18 protein-coding genes are annotated in these 21,069 nt (G+C 67.6%); 8 read left to right on the top strand and 10 right to left on the bottom strand.

Going from position 1 to position 21,069, the window contains the following annotated elements:
- Positions 1–53: 53 nt before the first annotated feature.
- On the top strand, positions 54–692 hold the full coding sequence (locus KIH07_RS01580) for a protocatechuate 3,4-dioxygenase (protein WP_226490281.1): 639 nt from the start codon (positions 54–56) through the stop codon (positions 690–692).
- Positions 693–839: 147 nt separating this feature from the next.
- Entirely contained in the window at positions 840–1,088 is a 249-nt protein-coding gene (locus KIH07_RS01585) for a hypothetical protein (protein WP_226490282.1), read from the top strand.
- A gap of 86 nt (positions 1,089–1,174) precedes the next feature.
- Here the strand turns inward: KIH07_RS01585 and KIH07_RS01590 are convergent, their stop codons facing one another.
- Positions 1,175–2,695, bottom strand: a complete 1,521-nt coding sequence (locus KIH07_RS01590) for an aldehyde dehydrogenase family protein (RefSeq protein WP_226490283.1) — start codon at positions 2,693–2,695, stop codon at positions 1,175–1,177.
- A 107-nt stretch (positions 2,696–2,802) separates the two neighbouring features.
- Positions 2,803–4,101 (bottom strand): NAD(P)/FAD-dependent oxidoreductase, encoded by a 1,299-nt coding sequence (locus KIH07_RS01595; RefSeq protein ID WP_226490284.1) that lies wholly within the window; start codon positions 4,099–4,101, stop codon positions 2,803–2,805.
- Positions 4,102–4,261: 160 nt separating this feature from the next.
- Between KIH07_RS01595 and KIH07_RS01600 the strand changes: the two genes are divergently transcribed.
- On the top strand, positions 4,262–5,164 hold the full coding sequence (locus KIH07_RS01600) for a LysR family transcriptional regulator (protein ID WP_226490285.1): 903 nt from the start codon (positions 4,262–4,264) through the stop codon (positions 5,162–5,164).
- Positions 5,165–5,390: 226 nt separating this feature from the next.
- Here KIH07_RS01600 and iolB read toward each other — a convergent pair whose 3' ends face one another.
- The 7 genes from iolB to KIH07_RS01635 all read right to left on the bottom strand — a co-directional run bounded on the left by iolB (position 5,391) and on the right by KIH07_RS01635 (position 14,307).
- On the bottom strand, positions 5,391–6,194 hold the full coding sequence (iolB, locus tag KIH07_RS01605; protein ID WP_226490286.1) for a 5-deoxy-glucuronate isomerase: 804 nt from the start codon (positions 6,192–6,194) through the stop codon (positions 5,391–5,393).
- A 17-nt stretch (positions 6,195–6,211) separates the two neighbouring features.
- Complete coding sequence (gene iolE / locus KIH07_RS01610) at positions 6,212–7,138, bottom strand: myo-inosose-2 dehydratase (RefSeq protein ID WP_226490287.1); 927 nt, start codon at positions 7,136–7,138, stop codon at positions 6,212–6,214.
- Positions 7,139–7,265: 127 nt separating this feature from the next.
- Positions 7,266–9,143, bottom strand: a complete 1,878-nt coding sequence (gene iolD / locus KIH07_RS01615; protein WP_226490288.1) for a 3D-(3,5/4)-trihydroxycyclohexane-1,2-dione acylhydrolase (decyclizing) — start codon at positions 9,141–9,143, stop codon at positions 7,266–7,268.
- A 13-nt stretch (positions 9,144–9,156) separates the two neighbouring features.
- Entirely contained in the window at positions 9,157–11,112 is a 1,956-nt protein-coding gene (locus KIH07_RS01620) for a bifunctional 5-dehydro-2-deoxygluconokinase/5-dehydro-2-deoxyphosphogluconate aldolase (RefSeq protein WP_226490289.1), read from the bottom strand.
- A complete protein-coding gene (locus tag KIH07_RS01625) occupies positions 11,112–11,897 on the bottom strand; it encodes an ATP-binding cassette domain-containing protein (RefSeq protein ID WP_226490290.1) in 786 nt (261 codons plus the stop codon). The genes KIH07_RS01620 and KIH07_RS01625 overlap by 1 nt, the downstream gene beginning before the upstream one ends.
- A 160-nt stretch (positions 11,898–12,057) precedes the next feature.
- Positions 12,058–13,203, bottom strand: coding sequence for an ABC transporter permease (locus tag KIH07_RS01630; RefSeq protein WP_226490291.1), 1,146 nt, complete (start codon positions 13,201–13,203; stop codon positions 12,058–12,060).
- Positions 13,204–13,278: 75 nt separating this feature from the next.
- On the bottom strand, positions 13,279–14,307 hold the full coding sequence (locus KIH07_RS01635) for a sugar ABC transporter substrate-binding protein (protein WP_226490292.1): 1,029 nt from the start codon (positions 14,305–14,307) through the stop codon (positions 13,279–13,281).
- Positions 14,308–14,533: 226 nt separating this feature from the next.
- Here KIH07_RS01635 and KIH07_RS01640 point away from each other — a divergent pair, with 226 nt between their 5' ends.
- The 3 genes from KIH07_RS01640 (at position 14,534) to KIH07_RS01650 (ending at position 17,573) form a co-directional block, all read left to right on the top strand.
- Positions 14,534–15,400, top strand: coding sequence for a MurR/RpiR family transcriptional regulator (locus tag KIH07_RS01640; RefSeq protein ID WP_226490293.1), 867 nt, complete (start codon positions 14,534–14,536; stop codon positions 15,398–15,400).
- Positions 15,401–15,435: 35 nt separating this feature from the next.
- The gene (iolG, locus tag KIH07_RS01645) at positions 15,436–16,431 is read left to right on the top strand and encodes an inositol 2-dehydrogenase (protein ID WP_226490294.1); all 996 of its coding nucleotides are present in this window, start codon (positions 15,436–15,438) and stop codon (positions 16,429–16,431) included.
- A gap of 119 nt (positions 16,432–16,550) precedes the next feature.
- Complete coding sequence (locus KIH07_RS01650) at positions 16,551–17,573, top strand: Gfo/Idh/MocA family oxidoreductase (RefSeq protein WP_226490295.1); 1,023 nt, start codon at positions 16,551–16,553, stop codon at positions 17,571–17,573.
- A gap of 105 nt (positions 17,574–17,678) precedes the next feature.
- Here KIH07_RS01650 and KIH07_RS01655 read toward each other — a convergent pair whose 3' ends face one another.
- The gene (locus KIH07_RS01655; RefSeq protein ID WP_226490296.1) at positions 17,679–18,611 is read right to left on the bottom strand and encodes a restriction endonuclease; all 933 of its coding nucleotides are present in this window, start codon (positions 18,609–18,611) and stop codon (positions 17,679–17,681) included.
- Between the two features lie 118 nt (positions 18,612–18,729).
- Between KIH07_RS01655 and KIH07_RS01660 the strand changes: the two genes are divergently transcribed.
- Both KIH07_RS01660 and KIH07_RS01665 read left to right on the top strand, forming a co-directional pair.
- Positions 18,730–19,986 carry a hypothetical protein gene (locus KIH07_RS01660; protein ID WP_226490297.1) on the top strand — a complete coding sequence of 419 codons (1,257 nt, stop codon included), beginning with the start codon at positions 18,730–18,732 and terminating at the stop codon, positions 19,984–19,986.
- A gap of 116 nt (positions 19,987–20,102) precedes the next feature.
- Entirely contained in the window at positions 20,103–21,038 is a 936-nt protein-coding gene (locus tag KIH07_RS01665; RefSeq protein WP_226490298.1) for a hypothetical protein, read from the top strand.
- Positions 21,039–21,069: the final 31 nt, after the last annotated feature.

Genomic DNA, 21,069 nt, shown 5'->3' on the forward strand with positions numbered 1-21,069 from the left:
GGCTTTCACAGGCTCCCCGAACGGCAGGCATTCCCCCGTTCAAGGAGCCCGCGATGCCATCAAACCACCCACCCTCTCGCCGCGCACTGCTGCTGCGCGGTGCCACCGTGATCGCCGCCACCGCCGCGCCGGCATGGCTCACCCCGGCCCGGGCCCAGACCGAGCTGCGCCCCACACCCAGCCAGACCGAAGGCCCCTACTACCCCGTGGCGCTGCCGGCCGACACCGACTTCGACCTGCTGCGCAACGGCAGCGCGCGTTACGGCCAGGGCCAGCCGGCCTGGGTCGAAGGCACCGTGACCGACACCCAGGGTGTGCCGGTGGCGGGCGCGGTGGTCGAGATCTGGCAGTGCGACCAGGCCGGCCACTACCACCACCCCGGCGACGGCGGCCGGGCCGATCCGGCCTTTCAAGGCTTTGGCCGGGTCGGCGTCGGCCGCGACGGGCGCTACCGCTTCCGCACCCTGCGGCCCGCGCCCTACAGCGGGCGCACGCCGCACATCCACGTCAAGGTGAAGCTGGACCGCGCGGAACTGCTCACCACCCAGCTCTATGTGGCGGGCGACCCCGGCAATGCGCGCGACTTCCTGTGGCGCCGCCTGGGTGAACAGGGCCAGGCCGCGCTGACCCGCCCCTTCGTGGCGGCCACCGATGGCCTGCGCGCGGAATTTCCCATCGTGGTTCAGGCCTGAGCCAGCCCCTTGGCCCCGGTGCACGGCATGGAAAACCGGCACTGCGTCACGCCGGGTGGGGATTCTTGATCCGGGTGGATGCAAAAACCTAGGGTTTACCCTATACTGCACTGCAACATTTGTTGTTTGCCCGATAGGAGAAACGCCATGTCCAGCGTCCTTGCCCACACCACCCACCCCTCCCTGGCCGGCCCGATCGCCGCCTGGTTCCACGCCGGCCTGCAACGCGCCCGTGCCCTGTGGAACGCGCCACTCCTGGCCGCCGCCCAGCGGCGTCCGCTGACCCGTTTCGAAGAAGCCGAACAGGTGCGCGCCATGGCCATGGACCTGGTCGACTCCGACCCGGCTTTCGCACAAGACCTGTTCGCCGCCGCCGATCGGCACGAGCTGGAATAACCCTCCAGGGGGCGATATGGGCGGCCCGGCAAAACCGGTTCCGCCATGCCCTCGGTCAACCCCCTCGCGGCGAGGGGTGTTTCCATTCAGACGTCGAAGCGCACCCCCTGCGCCAAGGGCAGCTCGCGCGAGTAATTGATGGTGTTGGTGGCACGGCGCATGTAGGCGCGCCAGGCGTCCGAACCCGACTCGCGCCCGCCGCCGGTGTCCTTCTCGCCGCCGAAAGCACCGCCGATTTCGGCGCCCGAGGTGCCGATGTTCACGTTGGCGATCCCGCAATCGGAGCCCGTCGCCGCCAGAAAGGCCTCGGTCTCGCGCAGGTCGTTGCTGAAGATGGCCGAGGACAGCCCCTGGGGCACGGCGTTTTGCAGCGCCACCGCGTCCTCGAAGCGCTCGTAACCCATCACGTACAGGATCGGCGCGAAGGTCTCGTGGCAGACGGTGTCGGTTTGCGCGGGCATCTCCACGATGGCCGGCTTGACGTAGTAGGCGTTCGGAAACGGCACTTGCAACACCCGCTCACCGCCGAACACCTGACCACCCTGTTCAACAGCCGCGCGCAAAGCGTTTTGCATGGCCTCGAAACTCCGCGCGTCGATCAGCGGCCCGACCAGGGTGTCGGCCGCCAGCGGGTCGCCGATGGGCAGGCCGGCGTAGGCCTGCTTCAGGCGCTGCACCAGGGCTTCCTGGTGGCTCTTGTGCACGATCAGGCGGCGCGTGCTGGTGCAGCGCTGGCCGGCGGTGCCCACGGCGGCGAAGGCGATGCCGCGCACCGCCAGGTCGAGGTCGGCCGAAGGCGCGACGATGACCGCGTTGTTGCCGCCCAGCTCCAGCAGTGAGCGGCCAAAACGGCGCGCCACCCGGGGGCCGACCTCGCGCCCCATGCGGGTGCTGCCGGTGGCCGACACCAGGGCCACGCGAACGTCGTCCACCAGCGCCTCCCCCACCTCGCGCTCGCCGATCACCAGCGCTGAAAGCCCGGCGGGGGCGTCGTCGCCGAAGCGCCGGGCGGCGCGCTCGAACAGGGCCTGGCAGGCCAGCGCCGTCAACGGCGTTTTCTCCGACGGCTTCCAGACCACCGCGTCGCCGCAGACCACGGCCAGTGCGGCGTTCCACGCCCAGACCGCGACCGGGAAGTTGAAGGCGCTGATCACGCCCACCACACCCAGCGGGTGCCAGGTTTCCATCATGCGGTGACCGGGGCGCTCCGAGGCGATGGTCAGGCCGTACAACTGGCGCGAGAGACCGACCGCGAAGTCGCAGATGTCGATCATTTCCTGCACCTCGCCCAGGCCCTCGGAGCGGATCTTGCCCGCCTCCACCGACACCAGCTCGCCCAGCGCCTGCTTGTGCTCGCGCAGTTCCTCGCCGAACAGGCGGATCAGCTCGCCGCGGCGTGGCGCGGGCACGCTGCGCCAGGTCTTGAAAGCCACGTCGGCACGACCGACGGCCGCCGCGACCGCTTCGGTCGAGGCCGGGTGCACGGCGCCGATCACGCTGCCGTCGATCGGCGAACGCACGGCAAGCGCCCCCTCGGCGAATGCGCGGGGGTTCACGCCCAGGCGGGTCAACAGCTGCGAAACGGTTCGGGACAGGGGATGGGACATGGGGATTTCCGGAGATGTTGGGGGAAGCAGAAGTCGAAGGAGCGAGGGACCGATCGGGTGGGTTGAAGCATTCCCATGCGTTGTGCCGGGCCGTGGAACGGGCGCCGTCAGCCCAGCGACCGCGCACCGACGAAGTGCGAGAGTTGTGCGCCGATTTCATAGAAGCTCTCCCGCACCGCCTTCAGCCGCGCAGGCACGGTGCCGGAGACGGGCAGCGACAGGTCGGCCACCGTGATCTCGCCCAGCACCAGACGCGCCAGCTCGCGGCCCAGGACCGTGCCGGGCGCGATGCCGCGACCGTTGTAGCCACAGAAGGCCACGGTGTTGCGGGCCAGTTGGTGAAAACGCGGCAAGGCATTGGCCGTCATGCCGATCTCCCCGTACCACTCGTGTTCAAAGGCCACGCCACGCAACTGTGGAAACAGCTTGGCCAGGGCGCGGCGTCCCCAGTCGCGGTGGATGGGCCGCCCCACGCCCCGGAGCGCCCCCACGCTGCCCAAGACCAGGCGGCCCTGGCGGTCGAGGCGGAAGGAAGACAGCACCTGGCGGGTGTCCCAGGCGCCCTGGCGCTCCGGCAGGATGTGGCTCAAGAGCGCGGGCGGCAACGGGGCCGTCGCCATATTGAAGTACGGCAGCCGGACCAGTTCGGCCTGCAGCGCGCCCCAGGGCCCGTCGGCGCTGGAGTAGGCGTTGGTCGCCACGATCACCCAGGGCGCGTGAACGGCACCGCCGCCGACGGTGTTCACACGCCAGTGCCGGCCCTCGTCCTGCACGGCGCTGACCACCGTCTGGGTGTGCAGCTGCGCGCCTGCGGCCACGGCGGCATGGGCCAGCCCCCGGGCGTAGGCCAGGGGCTGGACGGTGCCCGCACGCAGATCCAGCAGCGCGCCCAGGTAGGCGTCGGTGCCGGTTTTCTGCGCCGTCTCGGCCTGGGACAGCACCCGCACGGGCGCGCCCAGCGCCTGCCACTGGCGCGCGCGCTCCTGCAGTTCGCGCAGGCCCGTGGCGTCGGGGGCGCAGTGCAGGGTGCCGCTGCGCTGCGGTTCGCAGTCCATGCCGTGGCGTTCGATCAGCTCGAACACCTGCGAGGGCGCGTTCCCCAATTGGTCCAAGAGCCGGTGGCCCAGCGATTCACCCAGCTCGCCGGGCAGCGCGGAGGGCATGACCCACATCCCGGCGTTGACCAGCCCCACGTTGCGCCCCGAGCCGCCAAAACCCACCTCCTGCGCCTCCAGCACCACCACGCAGGCGCCGCGCTGCACCAGCACCAGCGCGGCCGACAGGCCGGTGTAACCGGCGCCCACCACCACCGCATCGGCGTGCAGCGTCGCACGCAGCGCCGACGTGACCGGGGCCGGAGGCGCTGAGGCCTCCCAAAGGCCGTGTGAACAGGGATCGTGGTTCATGGGGCTGTTGACATGGAATCCCGCAGACACCGGGAACACGCTCAGATCATTCTGAAATGTCCTCAAGCTGGCGATCGGGAAACGCAGTCTCTCCGGGAGTTCGAGCCAGGTCAAACGATAATCCCGACCCACATCATTCCAATTTGGAATGATCAACCCCATGACCACGGCCCTGTTCCCTTCCCGCTTCCTGCCCTCGATGGGCATGCTCAAGGCGTTTGAGGCGGCCGCCCGGCTGGGCAGCTTCACGGCCGCCGCGGGCGAACTCCACCTCACGCAAAGCGCGGTCAGCCGGCAGATCCGGGGCTTGGAGGACCAACTGGGCGCCGAGCTGTTCATCCGGGAGCGGCAGACGGTGCGCCTGACCCTGGCGGGAGAAGCCTACGCTCAGGAAATCCGGGCCGCGTTGCAGCGCCTGTCGGCCGCCGCCCTGGCCTTTCGGGCCAACCCCCACGGGGGAACGCTGAACCTGGCCATCCTCCCGACGTTTGGCACCCGCTGGCTCGCGCCCCGCCTGCCCCAGTTTCTGGCGCACCACCCGGGCGTCACCATCAACCTGACGACGCGGCTGGTGCCCTTTGACTTCCAGGCCGAACCGATGGACGCCGCCATCCACTTCGGCACGCCGCACTGGCCCGGCGCCATGCTGGATGTCCTGATGAACGAAACGGTGGTGCCGGTGTGCAGCCCCGGACTGCTGGCCCAGCACCCGATCCGATCCGCCGCCGACCTGCTCCGCGCACCCTTGCTGCACCTGGTCAGCCGCCCCGACGCCTGGGAACGCTGGTTCGCCGCGATGGGCGTGCACGCCACCGAGGTCCACGGCATGCTGGTCGATCAGTTCGCGATGGCCGCGCAAGCCGCCATCGCCGGACTCGGCTGCGCCCTGTTGCCCCGGTTCCTGATCGACGGCGAGCTGACGCGCGGCGAGCTGGTCATGCCGGTGGAGGGGCCCGTGGACAGTGGGAGCTACTACCTGGCCTGGCCCGCACACCGTGAGAGCCACCCGCCGCTGCAGGCGTTCAGGGACTGGATCCGGCGCGCCGCACAACCGCCGGCCTGAACGGGACGCGCTCCTGCGCCAGGGGCCGCCCCAGCACGCAGGCAATCCACCCCAACAAATCAACCATACAAGCTGGGAAAGTCCCTGCTCACTCCGGAGAGCGGGGATTCAACCAAGGGGCATCGCGGAACCGGCTTCGCCGGGCCACAGATGCCGTCCCCCCTCCCAGCGCCGCAGGCGCGCCAGAGAGGGGGGAAGCCGCGTCAGCGGCGCAGGGGGGTGATCTCTACTTGATCATCCACTCGTGCGCCGGGTCGTTCTTGAAGACCCAGAAGCGGTTCGGCCCGGCCATCACGTTCAGGTAGTACAGGTCGTAACCGTGCGGGGCCACCACGGGGTGGTAACCGCGCGGCACCATCACCACGTCGTGGTCTTCCACCGCGCAGGCCTCGTCCAGGCTGCGGTCGTCGGTGTAGACGCGCTGGAAGGCGAAGCCCTGCGGCGGGTTGAGGCGGTGGTAGTAGGTCTCTTCCAGCAGGGTTTCGGTCGGCGGGGTTTCCTGGTCGTGCTTGTGCGGCGGATAGCTGCTGGAATGGCTGGCCGGCGTCATCACCTCCACCACCAGCAGATGCGCGGCCGTGGGGTCGTCGTGCGGCAGGATGTCGCACACGTAGCGGGTGTTGGTGCCTTTGCCGCGCACGCTGCGCCGCATGCCGGCGGGGTCGATCACGCGCACCGGGCGGGCCTGGCCGTCGCCGGGGGCGGTGCACAGAGCCAGCTCGACGTCGCGCGCGGCGCGCACCTGCACGGTCTTGCCCGGCGGCACGTAAATGGCGGCGGGCGAGGTTTCCTCGAACACGCTGCTGCGGGTGCCCAGGTCGGCGTGCGTCTGGCCGTCCACGGTCACGTCCACGCTGCCGGTCAGCACCACCAGGCACAGTTCGCGTTCGCCGGTTTCCACCGCTTCCGATTCACCGGCCGCCAGGCGCAGGGCGCGAAAGCCCACGTGGGTCCAGCCGGCGCGCTCGGGCGTGACGTTGACGATCTCGCGCCCGCTGGGTGCGGCTTTGGCGAGTAAAGGACTGACCATTTGAAGCTCCTTGGCGTTCAGTTCAGGGCGTCCACCAGGCCTCGCAGAGTGCGATAGCCCTTCTGCGCATATTCGTAGCTCGGCGCCACGGCCGGGTCCTGCTCGGCCTCCACCACCAGCCAGCCCTGGTAACCGTTGTCTTTCAGCGTCTTGAGCGCAGCGGCGTAGTCGATGCTGCCGTCGCCGGGCACGGTGAAGGTGCCGTTGATCACGCCGTTCAAAAAGCTCCAGCCGTCGTTGCGGGCCTGGGCGATCACAGGGGTGCGCACGTCCTTGCAGTGCACGTGCACCACGCGCTTGACGTGTTTCTTCAGCAGCTCCACCGGGTTGGCCGCGCCACCAAAATAGGCATGGCCGGTGTCGAACAGCAGGAAGACCTTGGCCGGGTCGGTCAGGGCCATCAGCTTGTCCACGTCGGCGGGCGACTCGACGTAGGCGCCCATGTGGTGGTGGTAGGCCAGCTGGATGCCGTAGGTCTTGAGCAGGTGATCGCCGAAGGCGTTCAGGCGCTCGGCGTAGGCCTGCCACAGGGCCTCGTTGGCGAACTGCGGGCGCTTGGACACGGGCGTGTCCATCTGGCCCTGCACGGTGCCGGCGCATTCGCCGTACACCACCACCTTCACGCCGTTGTACTGCAGCTTGCTCATGTGGGCTTTGCAGCGTTCGATCTCGGCGGCCACGGCGGTGGCATTGGTCTGGCCCGGCTCCAGCTCGGCCAGGAAGCCCGAGTACCAGCCCGACACACAGGCCAGGCCGAATTCGTCGAGCTTGGCCTTGAGGCCGGGTCCGTCTTTCGGGAACTTGTTGCCCAGCTCGAAGCCTTCGTAGCCGATTTCCTTGCCTTCCTTCAGCGCGGTTTCCAGCGGGGTTTCACCGCCCAGGGAGGGCAGGTCGTCGTTCATCCACGACAGGGGGTTGATGCCAATGCGGACGTTCCAGCTCATGGGTTTTCCTCAATACAGGTTTCAGAGAATCACAGGGTTTTGACCAGCACACGCCGAAGGTCCGGCTCTGCCGGCCCAAGGGCGTGGCCCCTGGGGGTGACGCGAAGCGGCGCGGGGGGAGGCGTTTTCATATGCGCTGCTGTTTCTGGGCATCGCTGTTGCGGGCATGGGCTTCGCGCACTTCGGCCCGCTGCGACACCTCGGGGATCGCCACTTCCCACCAGCAGCCGCCATCGGTGGTGCGGGTGTGGGTGGTGTCGATCACGATCACCTGGGTGCGCTTGGCCTGGCGGGCCTTGACCATGGCGGCCTTGAGTTCGGCCACGTCCTGGACGTGCACCGCGTCGGCGCCCATGGCGCGCGCGTGCATGGCGAAGTCGATGGTGCTGCGCTCGCCGCCTTCGGGCACGCAGTCGTCGAGCAGGTTGTTGAACGCCGGGCTGCCGGTCGCCGTCTGCAGGCGCTGGATGCAGCCGTAGCCCCGGTTGTCCAGGATCACCACGATGATCTTCTGGCCCAGCAGCACCGAGGTGGCCAGCTCGGAGTTGGCCATCATGTAGGAGCCGTCGCCCACCAGCACGATGGATTCCTGCTCGGGCCGGGCCATCTTCACGCCCAGGCCGCCGGCCACCTCGTAGCCCATACAGGAGTAGCCGTATTCCATGTGGTAGTTGCCGGGCAGGCTGGCGCGCCAGAGCTTGTGCAGCTCGGCGGGCAAGGTGCCTGCGGCGCACAGGGCCACGTCGTGTTTACCGCTGTCCAGCCCCAGCTCGGCGGCCGAGTCGCGCACCGCGCCGATGACCTCGGCGTCGTAGGGCAGCACGTCCTTGGGCACGTTCGTGGTCAGTTCGGTGATGCGGGCGTTGGCGGCTGCGGCCTGCTGCTGTGCGCGCGCCGTCCAGGCGGGTTCGGCGGCCCAGCCGGCCAGACCCGCTTCGAGCTGGCCCAGACCCACGCGCGCATCGGCCACCAGGGCGGCGCCGCTCCACTTGCCGGCGTCGTAGGGCTGCACGTTCAGGCTCAGCAATTTCGCCCGTGGGAACAGGGCGTGCGAGCCGGTGGTGAAGTCCTGCAGGCGGGTGCCGACGGCAAACACCACATCCGCCTCGCGCGCCATGTCGTTGGCCCAGGACACGCCGTCCACGCCGATGGCGCCCAGGTTGAGCGGGTGGTCCCAGGGCAGGCTGCTCTTGCCGCCGTGCGACTCGACCACGGGCACGCCGTGGGCGTCAACAAAGGCGCGCAGCGCGGCCCAGGCCTGGCTGTAGAGCACGCCGCCCCCGGCCACGATCAGCGGACGCTTCGCACTGCGCAACAGGGCGACGGAGTGGGCCAGTTCGCGCTCGTCCGCCGGCGGACGGCGGAAACGCAGCACGCCGGGGCTCAGGAAATCCTCGGGGCAGTCGAAGGCCATGGCCTGCACGTCCTGCGGCAGCGAGAGGCAGGCCGGGCCGCAGTTGGCCGGGTCCGTCATCGTCTGAATCGCGCGCGGCAACGCGGTGAGGATGTGCTCGGGTCGCGTGAGGCGGTCGAAGTAGCGCGTGACCGGGCGGAAGCAGTCGCTGGCGCTGATATCGCCCTGGCCGAAACTTTCGATCTGCTGCAGCACCGGGTCGGGCCGGCGGGTGGCGAACACGTCACCGGGCAGCAGCAGCACCGGCAGGCGGTTGACGTGCGCCACCGCAGCCGCCGTGACCATGTTGGTCGCGCCCGGTCCGATGCTGGTGGACACGGCCATGATGCGCTGGCGGAACTGGGCCTTGCTGAACGCGATGGCGGCGTGCGCCATGGTCTGTTCGTTGTGCGCGCGGTAGGTGGTGAGGTGGTCGCGTTCGGCCGCCAGGGCCTCCCCCAGCCCGGCCACGTTGCCGTGGCCGAAGATGGTGAACACGCCGCCGCAATAGGGCTCGATGGAAGTGTGGCCGTCGAGGTGCTCCACCTCCATCCGCAGGGCAGCCAGGTGTTTCACCAGCGCCTGCGCCATCGTGAGTCGTACGGTTTTCATAGGTTCTGTCGTGTCAAGCTGCGGCGCGTTGGGCAGTGTGACGGCTTCTCCACGCATCCACCAGCACCGCGAAGTTGCGGGCGACTTCGTCCACCAAGGCCGCGTCGTCGATCTCGCCCTTGAACCATTTCAGGGACGCATCGGCCCACAGGGTACGACCAACCATGAAGCCTTTGACGATGGGGTTGGTGGCGTTGGCAAAACTGGCGGCCAGAAACGCCAGCGGCTGGTTCAGGCCCAGGATGACGGCGCCGCGGCAATGGCGGTCGCGCTCGCTGATGAGGGCCTCCAGCTCGCGCCAGCCCTGCGCCTGCATGGGCGCGAGCTTCCACCACTCGGGCTTCACGCCCAGGTTGTAGAAGCGTTTGACGGCGCGCAGCACGGCGGCGTCGGCCGTGCCCTCGGGCGTCAGCGCCTTCGGGGGAATGATCTCCAGCAGCAGCTCGTTGCCGCTCTCGCGCGTGGCTTCCCACAGTTCCAGCACGGTCTGTTCCTGCTGCAGGCGCAGTTCGAAGTGATCGTCCGGGTGGTAGTGCACCAGGCACTTGACGACCTGCTCGGTCGGCCAGTGCATCAGCGCGCTGCCCACCGAGCGCGTGCCGTCGAAGCGCAGCGGGCGCGAGCCGGGCAGCTCGACCGGACGGCCCACCCACCAGCCGCGCCCGGTGGCGCTGGCCAGGGCGTCGCGCCCGTAGTCGCCGCCGTCGATCAGCACGCCGACGTGGCCCTGCAGCTGACGGCTGCGCTCGACCTGTTCGGCCGCCTGCACCAGCAGCTTCTTCAACGCGGGAATGCGCGATTCGGCCGCGCCGGCGGCGCGCGCGATGTCGTAGAACTGGCTGCGGTGGTCGAAGGCCATCACGCACAGCTCGCTCCAGCTGGGGCGGGCGGCGGTCACGCGGTGCAAGTGGGCCAGCTGCTCGTCGGCGTCCACCTTCGGGTTGCGGCTGCCGCCGAACCAGTGCGCCAGCTCGGCCGGGGTGGGCATGGCGGAGGAGCAGGCGTGGCGCGAGACCACGATGGCGCCGCAGGCGTTGGCCACGCGGGTGGACTCGGCCCAGTCCTTGCCCTGCAGCAGGCTGGCCATCAGGCCCGACAGAAACGCGTCGCCCGCGCCCAGCACGTTGAGCACCTCCACGCGCTCACCGCGGTAGGTGGGCGCAGCGTCGATGTCGTCGGGCACCTCACCTTCGATCACGCAGCAGCCCAGGGCACCGCGCTTGACCACCAGCGTGGCCAACGGGCACAGCGCGCGCACGGCGCGCAGGCTGGCGATGAGGTCGTCGGCCACGCCGCCGGCGATGAAGAACTCTTCTTCGGTGCCCACCAGCAGGTCGAACAACGGCAGCGAGGCCTGCAGCTGGCGCGTCACGCCGGCGTCGGCCACGTAGCGGTTCTCGCCCGCGCCGCGCGAGGTGAGCCCCCACAGCACGGGGCGGTAGTCGATGTCGAGCACGGTCACGGTGCCGTGGCGGCGCGCGGCCTGCAGCGCCTTGTGGGCGGCGGCGCGCGTGCCCTCGGTGGACAGGTGCGTGCCGGTGATGGCCAGCGCGCGGCACTGGGCAACAAAGTCTTCGCTGATGGCCGCCGCGTCGATGGCCATGTCGGCGCAGTTCTCGCGCACGAACAGCAGCGGGAAGGTGTCGCGGTCCTTGATGCCCAGCAGCACCAGGGCGGTCAGGCGCTCGGGGTCCACCTGCACCTGGCTCACGTCGCAGCCTTCCTGCCGCAGCGTTTCGGTGAGGAAGCGGCCCATCTGCTCGTTGCCCACGCGCGAGATCATGGCGCTGCGCAGCCCCAGGCGGGCCACGCCAAAGGCCAGGTTGGCCGAGCTGCCACCCAGGTACTTGGCCATGCTGCGCGCATCTTCCAAGCGGCTGCCGAACTGTTGTGCGTAGAGGTCCACCGCTAGGCGGCCCAGGCAGGCCAGGTCGTGCGTGCGCCCCTGCGGGAATGAGAGCTTGGGCATCAGATGGTCACTCCTTCCAGGTCTTCCATCAGCGTCGCCATCTCGGCGCCGCCGGCCATCATGTCCAGCAGCGCTTCCTTGGTGATGTCGGCCTTGGCGTAGGTGCCCATGGACTTGCCCCGGTTGAGCAGGGTGAAACTGTCGCCCACCGGGTAGGCGTGGTTGGCGTTGTGGGTGATGAAGATGACCGAGATGCCGCGTGCCCGCGCCTTGACGATGAGCTTGAGCACGTTGGCGCTCTGCTTCACGCCGAGCGCTGCGGTGGGTTCGTCCAGGATCAGCACGCGGGCGCCGAAGTGGATGGCGCGTGCGATGGCCAGGCACTGCTTTTCACCGCCCGACATGGTGCCCACCATCTGCCCCGCGTCGCGCACGCGGATGCCCATCTCGCTGAGCTTCTCCACCGAGATGCGCTCGGCCGTGGAATGGTCCATCACCGGCAGCACGCCGAAGAGCTTGCGCACCGGCTCGCGGCCCATGAAGAAGTTGCGCGCCACGCTCATCAGCGGCACCAGCGCCAGGTCCTGGTACACAGTGGCAACGCCCGCGTCCAGCGCGTCGCGCGGCGAGCGCAGGCGCACCTCCTGGCCGTCGACCAGGTACTGGCCCTTGTCGGGCAGGTGCACACCGGCCAGCGTCTTGATCAGCGTGGACTTGCCCGCGCCGTTGTCGCCCAGCAGGCAGTGCACCTCGCCCTTTTTCAGCCGCAGCGTCACGCCGTTGAGCGCGATGACGGGGCCGAAGAACTTGGAGATGTCTTCGAGTTGAAGGATGTAGTCACTCACAAGATGTTCCTTCAGAAAATCGGTAAACGGGGTGCCACGAAGCAACGCCCACCCAAGGCCACCGCAGAACCGGCTTCGCCGGGCTGCCAGTGGCGCCCCCCTGGGGGGGTGACGCCGAAGGCGGCGCGGGGGGGCACGTCCGGCTCAGCGCAGGGGGTGTTCACGTTCTGCCCATCGCATAGCGACGCCGGATGTAGTTGTTGAACAGCACGGCGATCAGCAGCATCACGCCCAGGAACACGCGGTACCAGTTGTTGTCGATGCTGGTGTAGCCAATGCCGATCTGCACCATGCCGAAGATCAGCGCGCCGAACGCCGCGCCGATCACCGAGCCGTAGCCGCCGGTGAGCAGGCAGCCACCGATGACGGCCGCGATGATGGCTTCAAACTCTTTCTGCAGGCCCCGGTCGGCGGCCGCCGAGCCGGCGTCGGCCACCTGCAGCACCGCGAACAGCGTGGCGCAGAAGGCGGTGAACATGAACAAGCCGATCTTGACCCTGGCCACCGGGATGCCCACGTTCTTGGCGGCGTTGGCGTCGCCACCCACCGACAGGATCCAGTTGCCCGCGCGGGTACGGGCCAGCACGAAGGCGCCCACCGCCGTGAGCAGCAGCCACCACACCACCACCTTGGGCACGCCAATCGCCAGCGCGGTGCCGTCGTCGCGCGCCGCCATCCAGCCCGCTGCGGACAGCGCATCGAACAGGCCGGTGAGCACATGGCCATGGAACAGGGCGTTGACGATGGGGTCGGCCATCATGGCCTCGTGCAGCACCACGTCGCCGCTGCTGGAGAGGATGGTCTTGCCGGTCAGCAGCACCGCCACGGCGAGCGACAGGCCGCGCAGGATGAAAAAGAACGCCAGCGTGACGATGAAGCTGGGCAGCCCCGTCTTGATCACCAGCCAGCCGTTGAGCCAGCCCAGCGCCATGGCGCAGGCAAAGGCGAACAGCACGGCCAGGCTCGGTGCCCAGCCCCACTCCAGAATCGGGATCGCCACCATCATGCCGGCGAAGCCGATCATGGAGCCGACCGACAGGTCGAACTCGCCCGCGATCATCAGCAGGGCCGCGCCCACGGCGATGATGCCCAGGAACGCCGCCACGGTGCCCCAGTTGACGGAGCCCTCGGCATTGAACATGCCCGAATCGCCCGCGGCCATCACGAAGATCGCCACCACGAGCAGGGTGCCCGCCATGGCACCGAACTCGGGACGCGCGAGCAGCTTGCGGACCAGGCCGACTTCGCGCATGCGCTCGTCGCCCGGCAGATGGGCGGGCGTGCCGCTCAGGTTTGCACTTGCCATTTCAGATTTCCTCGGATGCATGTCACCAGACAGCGGGCCGGCACCACAGAAGGTGACGCCAGCCCACCTGCAAGATCAGCGGTACTGACCGGCGTACTTCTCCACCTTGGGCAGGGTGTCCTTGGTCACGAAGCCCGGGCCGGAGCCGATGTGGCGCGCGCCGAAGGCCGGTGCCAGGCCGTACTCTTTGAAGCGGGCCTGGGTCTTGGCGTTGGCCTGGATGGATTCGGACACCTTCTTGATGTCGCTCGTCTTCATGGCCTTCATGGAGGCCATCACCGCCACCGGGATGTAGCCCTGCAGGTAGGGCTGCTGGTCGATGCCGAACTGGATCGTGCCGCTCTTGATGCCCTTGCCGATCTCGTCGGACAGGTCAAAGGTGGCGAACCACATCTTGCCGGCCTGGCCGCTCTTTTCCAGCGCCTTGAGCGTGGGGTGGGCCGAGGTCGGGCCCAGGGCCAGCACGGCCTGGGTACCGCCGTTCTGGCGCAGGTAGGCGCTGACCTTGGACTCGACGGTGGTCGGGTCGTCGCCGGAGTCGATGGTGCTCTTCTTGAAGTCGGCGCCGATGGCTTCGGCAAAACCGCGGCAGCGGTCGAACGAGGCCGGGTTGGTGGCGTAGTGGTTCACGCACAGAAAGCTCTTCACGCCCGCGGCCTTTGCGCGCTCGCCCGCGCCCTTGCCGGCTTCGTACTCGGGCTGGCCCACGTGCATGATGGCGCCGAGTTTTTCGCTCTGGGCCGTGGTACCGGAGTTGATGGTGATCAGCGGAATTTTCTTGTCGGTGACCTTCTTGAGCGCGCCCTGCAGCACGTTGAAGTCGGCGATGGTGGTGATCACACCGTCCACGTTCTGCGCCGCGGCCTGCTCGATCAGGCGGGCCATGTCGGCCAGGTCACCGTTGGCCGGGTTGCGGTACTCGACCGTCACACCGTAGTCCTCGCCCGCCTGCTTGACGGAGTTCTTGATGGTGTTCCACCACGAGTCCGAATCCGGGGCGTGGCTGATGAGGATGTAGCGGCCCTCGGCGTGGGCGGCGCCGGCGGCCAGCAGGGCAGCCAAGGCCAGGGTCTTGAGCACGGGGCGCAGGGATGAAGCGTTCATGTTGTCTCCAGTCGGTTGTCGGGTTGGGGAAGCGAAAGCCAGCGTGCCGTCAGGGGCGGGCAAGACCCAGCCAAACGGTGGCACGGGCGGATGTTAAAACCGAAAAGGAATATTTGTTCTAGATGTTTTCCCTAATGAAAGTTTTTTTCTATTTTTCCATTTCTCGGCTACAGTTCGTTCCACCGCAGCGGCGCCCTTCATCCTGCCTTTCACGCCACCCCACACCATGACCCCAGCCAAGCCGCTCACCCCGGTGGACGAGTTCCTGCAACGCCTGGTGCGCGAGCACGGGCAGCTCAGCCGCCAGCTCAAGCTCATCGGCGCCTACATCGAGCAACACCGCGACCACGTGGGGCTGGAACGCATCCAGGACATCGCCGACCACTGCGGCGTGCAGCCCTCGGCCGTGGTGCGTTTTGCCAAACATTTCGGTTTCTCGGGCTTCTCGGAGATGCAGGCCCTGTTTCGCGCCGGCCTCTCCACCCAGATCGCCCCCAGCCGCAGCTACCAGAACCGCATCCGCGAAGCCGTGGCGCGCAGCGACCACCCGCTGGACAGCACCGGCATCGCCCAGGAGTTCGTGGGCGGGGCCGTGGCCGGTCTCGAAGAGCTGCGCCGCCAATTGCCCGACCTGCCCATTGACCGCGCGGTGGACCTGCTGGCCCACGCGCCCTCGCTCTGGGTGGCGGGCGCGCGCCGCGCCTTCCCGGTGGCCACCTACCTGGCCTACGCCCTGCAGCACACCGACAAGCCGGTGCAGTTGGTGGACTTCACCGGCGCCATGCACAGCGGCCAGCTGCGCGGCCTGCGCCAGGGCGATGTGATGGTCGCGGTGAGTTTCGCCCCCTACGCCGAAGAAACCATGGGCGTGGTGCGGCAGGCCGCCAACGCCGGCGTGCCGGTGATCGCCATCACCGACAGCCGCGTCGGCGCGCTGGCCCAGATGGCCGACGTGGCGCTGGTGGTGCAGGAAAGCGCGGTGTTCGGCTTTCGCGCGCTCTCCAGCACCATGGCCCTGGCGCAGTGCCTGTTCATCGCCCTGGCCTACCGGCTCGAACTCGAATACAAGCCCAGCGGTGCCGCGTCGCGTTGATCCGTTTTCCTCCACCCTCAACCAACCCTCCCCATATGAAGAACGTTGCTGTTTTTGGCGCCGGCCGCATTGGCCGCATCCACGCCACCAACCTCGCCGCCCAGCCAGGCGTGCAGCTCAAGTACGTCTGCGACGCCGTGCCGTCTGCCGCCGCCGACCTGGCCCAGACCCTGGGCGCCCAGGTCGCCAACATCGACACGGTGTTCGCCGACCCGTCCGTCGACGCGGTGGCCATCTGCTCACCCACCACCACCCACAGCGACCTGATCGCGCGCGCCGCCGCGGCCGGCAAACACATCTTCTGCGAGAAGCCGGTGGACCTTTCCGTGTCGCGCGCCGAGGCCGTGGCCCAGGCCGTAGCCGCTGCCGGCGTGGGCTGCATGATCGGCTTCCAGCGCCGCTTCGACCCCACCTTCAACGAGGCCCGCCGCCGCATGGACGCGGGCGAGATCGGCAACCCCGAAATGCTGGTGATCACCAGCCGCGACCCGGGCGCCCCGCCGGTGGAGTACATCAAGCAGTCGGGCGGCATCTTCCGCGACATGCTGATCCACGACTTCGACGTGTTCCGCTGGATCCTGTGCGCCGACGGCGACGAGGCCGCTTGGCTGAGCGCCACCGGCTCGGTGCTGACCGACCCGGCCGTGGGCGCCGCGGGCGACTTCGACTGCACCGCCGTCACCATCCGCACCCGCAAAGGCCGGCTGTGCCAGATCAACACCACGCGCCGCGCCGCCTACGGCTACGACCAGCGCTTCGAGGTGCTGGGCTCGGCCGGTCTGCTGCAGTGTGGCAACCACACACCCACCGAGGTGAAGCACTGGGGCGTGGGCGGCATCCAGGCCGACAAGCCCGAGGCCTTCTTCCTGCAGCGCTACGCCGCCGCCTACCGGCTGGAGATCGAACACTTCTTCGCCTGCCTGCAAAGCGGCCAGCCGTTCAAGACCACCGTGCAGGACGGCGTGCTGGCGCAGAAGCTGGCCGATGCCGCGACGCAGAGCGCCACCACGGGCCAGCCCGTGACGATGTAACCCCCCTTGCGCCGCTTCGCGGCTTCCCCCGGAGGGGGACCACGCCAGTGGCCTGGCAAAGCCAGTTCCACGGCGTGCGCTGGAGCAGAGACGCAAGCCCTTCACTCTCAAGGACTGTCATGAGCATTCCAACACTCAACGTCGGCATCGCCGGCCTCGGCCGTCTGGGCAAACGCCACGCCGAACAACTCGCCCGCCACACCCCGGGCGCGCGCCTGGTGGCCGCCTGCAGCCCGGTGGCCGCCGAACTCGACTGGGCGCGCAACGAGCTGGGCGTGGGCCGCTGCCACGGCACGCTCGACGCGATGCTGGCCGATGCCGACATTCACGCCGTCGTGCTCGTGACGCCGACCACGCTGCACGCCGACCAGACCATCGCCTGCCTGCGCGCGGGCAAACACGTCTTCGTCGAGAAACCGCTGTCGCTGGACGTGGCCACCTGCGAGGCCGTCGAAGCCGTGGCGCGGGACTTTCCACAGCTGGTCGCCATGGTGGGCTTCGTGCGCCGTTTCGACCCGAGCTACGCCGAAGCCAAGGCCGCCATCGACAGCGGCGACCTGGGCAGGCCCTTCCTGGTGCGCTCGCAGACCTGCGACCAGAACGACGAATCGGGCTTCTTCGTGCGCTTTGCCGGCTCGTCGGGCGGCATCTTCATGGACTGCAGCGTGCACGACATCGACCTGGCGCGCTGGATGCTCGGCAACCCCAGGGCCACCCGCGCCTTCGCCAGCGGCAGTATCGCCCTGCACCCCGCGCTGGCCGAGCACGGCGACGTGGACAACGGCCTGGGCATCGTGGAGTTCGAAGGTGGCGCGCGAGCCGTGTTCTACGCCAGCCGCACCATGCCGCACGGCCACGAAACCACCACCGAGGTGATCGGCACCACCGGCACGCTGCAGGTGGGCATGGGCGCGCACCTGAGCCGCGTGCAGTACCGCGACGCCTGCGGCGTGGGCCACCGCGCCCTGCCCGACTTCTTCGCGCGCTTCGGCGACGCCTTCCGGCTGGAGATGGAAGCCTTCGTGGCGGCCTGCCGGGGCGAACGGCCGAACCCGCTCACATTGAACGACGCCACCGAGGCCACCCGCATCGGCCAGGCCCTCACTCAGTCGCTGCGCAGCGGGATGCCGGTGAACCTTTGACGCGACCCGCCGACACCACAACAAAAAAACCCGGGCTTGCCCGGGTTTTTTTGTTGTTGGGGGGTGTTATGCCTCTGATGGCCAAAACTCTTAAATATCAATGAGTTAGCCCCTCTTTGGCGGGCGCCTCAAAAAAATTAGAAAGCCCCGCTCAGTGGGGCTTCTGCGTGGGCCGTCCGAAGCGAATTCGGGCGAACTTTCACGGTCACTGACAAGTGCCGCGACATTTGGGGTACTGGGAGCACCCCAGAACTCGCCGCCGGCGTTGGCTCCTCGTTTGGAGGGTCGCTTGACCATCGAGCCGCCGCAAACCGGGCAAGCGGGCGTGGTTTGCGCGGGCGCTGACGTCACCGGAGTCGGGCTTGGCGCACCCACAAGCTTCTTGAGGGTCCGGGAATCCACCAGTTTGATAGACCGGCCCTCGGCGAAGGCTTCGGTGTCCGCCGTGAACTCTCCGGAGGCGACCACGAACCCGCCGACAGCACCCTCTGCGGCCATGACGCCGTACAGCTCCCGGACAATCGCCACGCCCACCTGGTAGGTGCGCCAGTGCTTGCACTGCACCAGGTACTTGTCCTTGCCGAGGTACGGCTCCAGGTCAACTTCGCCGTCGGGACCGGCGCCACCTCGTTCGACCACACGGCAGCCTTTCCGCCGGAATGCTTCCACCACCAGGCCTTCAAATTCCGCCCAGTTCAGCTTGGACACCTCCGAAGAGGTTGGGTCTGCTGCTACTCGGGCATGGATATCCTTTTGGCGCCAGCGCCGAAAGAACGACACGCTGGACCCCAAAAGCAGAACGACCGGAAGCAGGTATTGCAAGAAGCCGGCAACTTGGCGGCTGACGTTGCCGAACATGAAAGTCAGCGAGTCCGCAGGATTTTTCATGTCCAGGACCGGGGGCTCGGTTCCCGCGTACCAGTGGAGCACAGAGAAGGCCAGCAGAGCGAGGATTGCCCCAACCTGCCAGGGGAGCAGAGCTGCGATGTCAAAGAGTAGTTCAAGACCGGATTCGTCGCGGGAGTGCCTACGTGCCATGGGAGATTTCTGATGTGTTTCGACGTAGGCGTATAGCCAACAGCTTGAGCCGCCCTCCGCATGGCTCTACCATCCTTCAATGGGAGTTCAATTCAGCTATGGCATTCGTGACGGAGCGATGGTCTACGTCGGAAACCTCCACGAACCAGATGACAGAGGTCTTGCATGCAGGTGCGTCTGTCGGGATTGCAAGCGCGAGCTGGCGGCGCACCTGGGGGCCAAGCAGAGCTGGCACTTCCAGCACAAGGCGAGCGACCTGGCCTGTAACCCGCAGCCGATGTCGCTTCTCCATGCGTACGTCCGAGACTCGCTTGCACGCCGGAAAACGATTACTTTGCCCGACCTCAAGGAGGACCACCATGTCCTGGAGCTGGGCCGGCAATGGCCGGTGCCAGTTCGGATTCCCGCTACGACCGTAGATGTCGAGTCTGGACGGGCGGAGGTCTGGTCGGACGGGATTCAGCCCGATGTCGTCTACAAACTCGCCACCGGCGAAACAATCGCGATAGAGGTGAAGTTAACCCATGCGGTCGACGAAGAAAAGGTCACCAAGCTGAAGAAGCAGTTCAGCAAGAGCCTGGAGCTGGACGTGTCTGACCTTCCAGCGACGGGTATCGGTGCAGATGAGCTAGACGCTGTTCTGGCGGACTCACGGCGGTGGACGTGGCTTCATTCCCACTGGGTGACCACGATTCTCTCGCGCGCCCGAGGTGACATCACCTGGGCCAACAAGGCGTGGCGGCCGTCTTCGAACCCCTTGCCGGAGCCGTCACCCCAACCCCCTGCTTCAAAGAAACTCGACTTGGTGGCAAGGCGCATAGTCTGGGCCAAGGCAGCGCTGGGGCAGCGAAGTGCACAGGAGCACTCGGCCGAATCGAATCAAGCGTGGCTTGGCAGCCTAGCCAAAGAAGACCGCGCTGCAATTTCGTGCGTTCAACTAGGCCTGGACCCCAAAAGGCTTCCCGCCTACTTCACACAGAGGCTGGAGGGGCGCTGCTCAGGGCCCTTCGAACATCACGGCTACTCGTGGCAGCCGGTGGTTTTCATGAAGTGGGGGCTGCACCGCGAGCCATTCACCGCCACAGAAGTAGCCGAATGGGCGGCGCTTGCTATGCCCGACCGCATCGGCTCCCTGGGTGGGCCGGTCTCCCTCAACGGGTTTTCCAGGCCGGCGGCCGTGCTCCACTTGCTGCTGCGGAACTGGGCGGCCCAGGGGCTCCTCGTGGCGCAAGGGGGTCCCCGGCCTGAGTCGATTACCTTCCGGGCAGCCTTTGCCAGGAAGGCCGACCTGACCGCTCACCTGAATCCGGGTCAAACGGCCCGAGGTACCGCCAGAGACTCCACCTCCTACCCCTTGGGAAATGCCACCACGTAGAGAACGCCTCGGCCCCTCCGTGCAGGACGCCTCAATTTGGCGCAGCTCGTAGCCCCTGCGCCCCCGAGAGGCGCTCGTAGCTCTGATAAGCTGGTATGCAAAGGGAGGACGAATCGATGTCAAACGCCAAAACGCACATCCTTTGGGTTGTCGCGCTTTATGCCGCTGCTGCCCTGGCGGTCCTTATTTCCGTTTCAGGGGTGCTTTCAACCGGCGGCTGGCTGCCACTTCTGGTACTGGCGCCGATGCTGGGGTTGCTGCTGCCGCCCCTTCGCAACAAGGTTGACCCCCGTGAGCGCTACCTGCCCGGGCCCAAGTGGAGCCTCGGAGTGGCGTTTGTCTTGGCGATGTTCCAGGCGGGGCTCTTTGGCCAGCACGCCTCCGGCGTTGAGGCGGAAAAAGAAGCCATCCGCCTGCAAGAAGCCGCGGAGCGAGCGGCGAGCGCGAAACGCAGGCTAACCGATGAGTATGCGAGTGACAAGGCGCAGATTCTTGGACAGGTGGAAAGCCTACTGACATCGAATCAGCCGAGAGAGGCTGCCGCGCTGGCGACCAAGTACATCGGCGTTAGCAAGGACCCCGACCTCGCCCGGCTGAAGAGCCGTGCGGACATGGCTGTGATGCGACTGGAACTCGACAACGAAGCAGCGGTTCCCCTCGCCCGCAGAGCGCAAATCTACAAGACGCTGATGCAGGAAGAGCCCGGCAGCTTCGCGCGGTACCAGGGGAAGCTCAAAGAGGTCACCGCTGCCTTGGAAGCGGAGAGGCAAGCCGCGGCGAGGGCTGCGGAGCAGGCTGCCCTCGAAGCCAGCATCAAGGGCCAGTTCTCAGGGTGGGACGGCTCCCATCGCAATGTCGAAGCAGCACTGAAGGCCCGGATGAAAAATCCGAAGAGCTATGAGCACGTCGAAACCGGATACACCGTCGGTGCCGGCTCAATTACCGTGGTCACAACCTACCGAGGGACCAACGGATTTGGCGCAGTTGTGACCAACCAAGCCATAGCCACTGTGGACATGGCGGGCAACGTTCTAACGCTCTCGGGGCTTTGACCGATTCTTCACTCCAACCAACAAAGGACCC

It is taken from the genome of Hydrogenophaga taeniospiralis (assembly GCF_020510445.1).
Taxonomy (GTDB): domain Bacteria; phylum Pseudomonadota; class Gammaproteobacteria; order Burkholderiales; family Burkholderiaceae_C; genus Hydrogenophaga.

Excerpts from the sequence above, each read along its gene's own strand:
- KIH07_RS01580 (WP_226490281.1), top strand. The coding sequence starts at position 54 with ATGCCATCAAACCACCCACCCTCTCGCCGCGCACTGCTGCTGCGCGGT.
- KIH07_RS01585 (WP_226490282.1), top strand. The coding sequence starts at position 840 with ATGTCCAGCGTCCTTGCCCACACCACCCACCCCTCCCTGGCCGGCCCG.
- KIH07_RS01590 (WP_226490283.1), bottom strand. The coding sequence starts at position 2,695 with ATGTCCCATCCCCTGTCCCGAACCGTTTCGCAGCTGTTGACCCGCCTG.
- KIH07_RS01595 (WP_226490284.1), bottom strand. The coding sequence starts at position 4,101 with ATGAACCACGATCCCTGTTCACACGGCCTTTGGGAGGCCTCAGCGCCT.
- KIH07_RS01600 (WP_226490285.1), top strand. The coding sequence starts at position 4,262 with ATGACCACGGCCCTGTTCCCTTCCCGCTTCCTGCCCTCGATGGGCATG.
- iolB (WP_226490286.1), bottom strand. The coding sequence starts at position 6,194 with ATGGTCAGTCCTTTACTCGCCAAAGCCGCACCCAGCGGGCGCGAGATC.
- iolE (WP_226490287.1), bottom strand. The coding sequence starts at position 7,138 with ATGAGCTGGAACGTCCGCATTGGCATCAACCCCCTGTCGTGGATGAAC.
- iolD (WP_226490288.1), bottom strand. The coding sequence starts at position 9,143 with ATGAAAACCGTACGACTCACGATGGCGCAGGCGCTGGTGAAACACCTG.
- KIH07_RS01620 (WP_226490289.1), bottom strand. The coding sequence starts at position 11,112 with ATGCCCAAGCTCTCATTCCCGCAGGGGCGCACGCACGACCTGGCCTGC.
- KIH07_RS01630 (WP_226490291.1), bottom strand. The coding sequence starts at position 13,203 with ATGGCAAGTGCAAACCTGAGCGGCACGCCCGCCCATCTGCCGGGCGAC.
- KIH07_RS01635 (WP_226490292.1), bottom strand. The coding sequence starts at position 14,307 with ATGAACGCTTCATCCCTGCGCCCCGTGCTCAAGACCCTGGCCTTGGCT.
- KIH07_RS01640 (WP_226490293.1), top strand. The coding sequence starts at position 14,534 with ATGACCCCAGCCAAGCCGCTCACCCCGGTGGACGAGTTCCTGCAACGC.
- iolG (WP_226490294.1), top strand. The coding sequence starts at position 15,436 with ATGAAGAACGTTGCTGTTTTTGGCGCCGGCCGCATTGGCCGCATCCAC.
- KIH07_RS01650 (WP_226490295.1), top strand. The coding sequence starts at position 16,551 with ATGAGCATTCCAACACTCAACGTCGGCATCGCCGGCCTCGGCCGTCTG.
- KIH07_RS01655 (WP_226490296.1), bottom strand. The coding sequence starts at position 18,611 with ATGGCACGTAGGCACTCCCGCGACGAATCCGGTCTTGAACTACTCTTT.
- KIH07_RS01660 (WP_226490297.1), top strand. The coding sequence starts at position 18,730 with ATGGTCTACGTCGGAAACCTCCACGAACCAGATGACAGAGGTCTTGCA.
- KIH07_RS01665 (WP_226490298.1), top strand. The coding sequence starts at position 20,103 with ATGTCAAACGCCAAAACGCACATCCTTTGGGTTGTCGCGCTTTATGCC.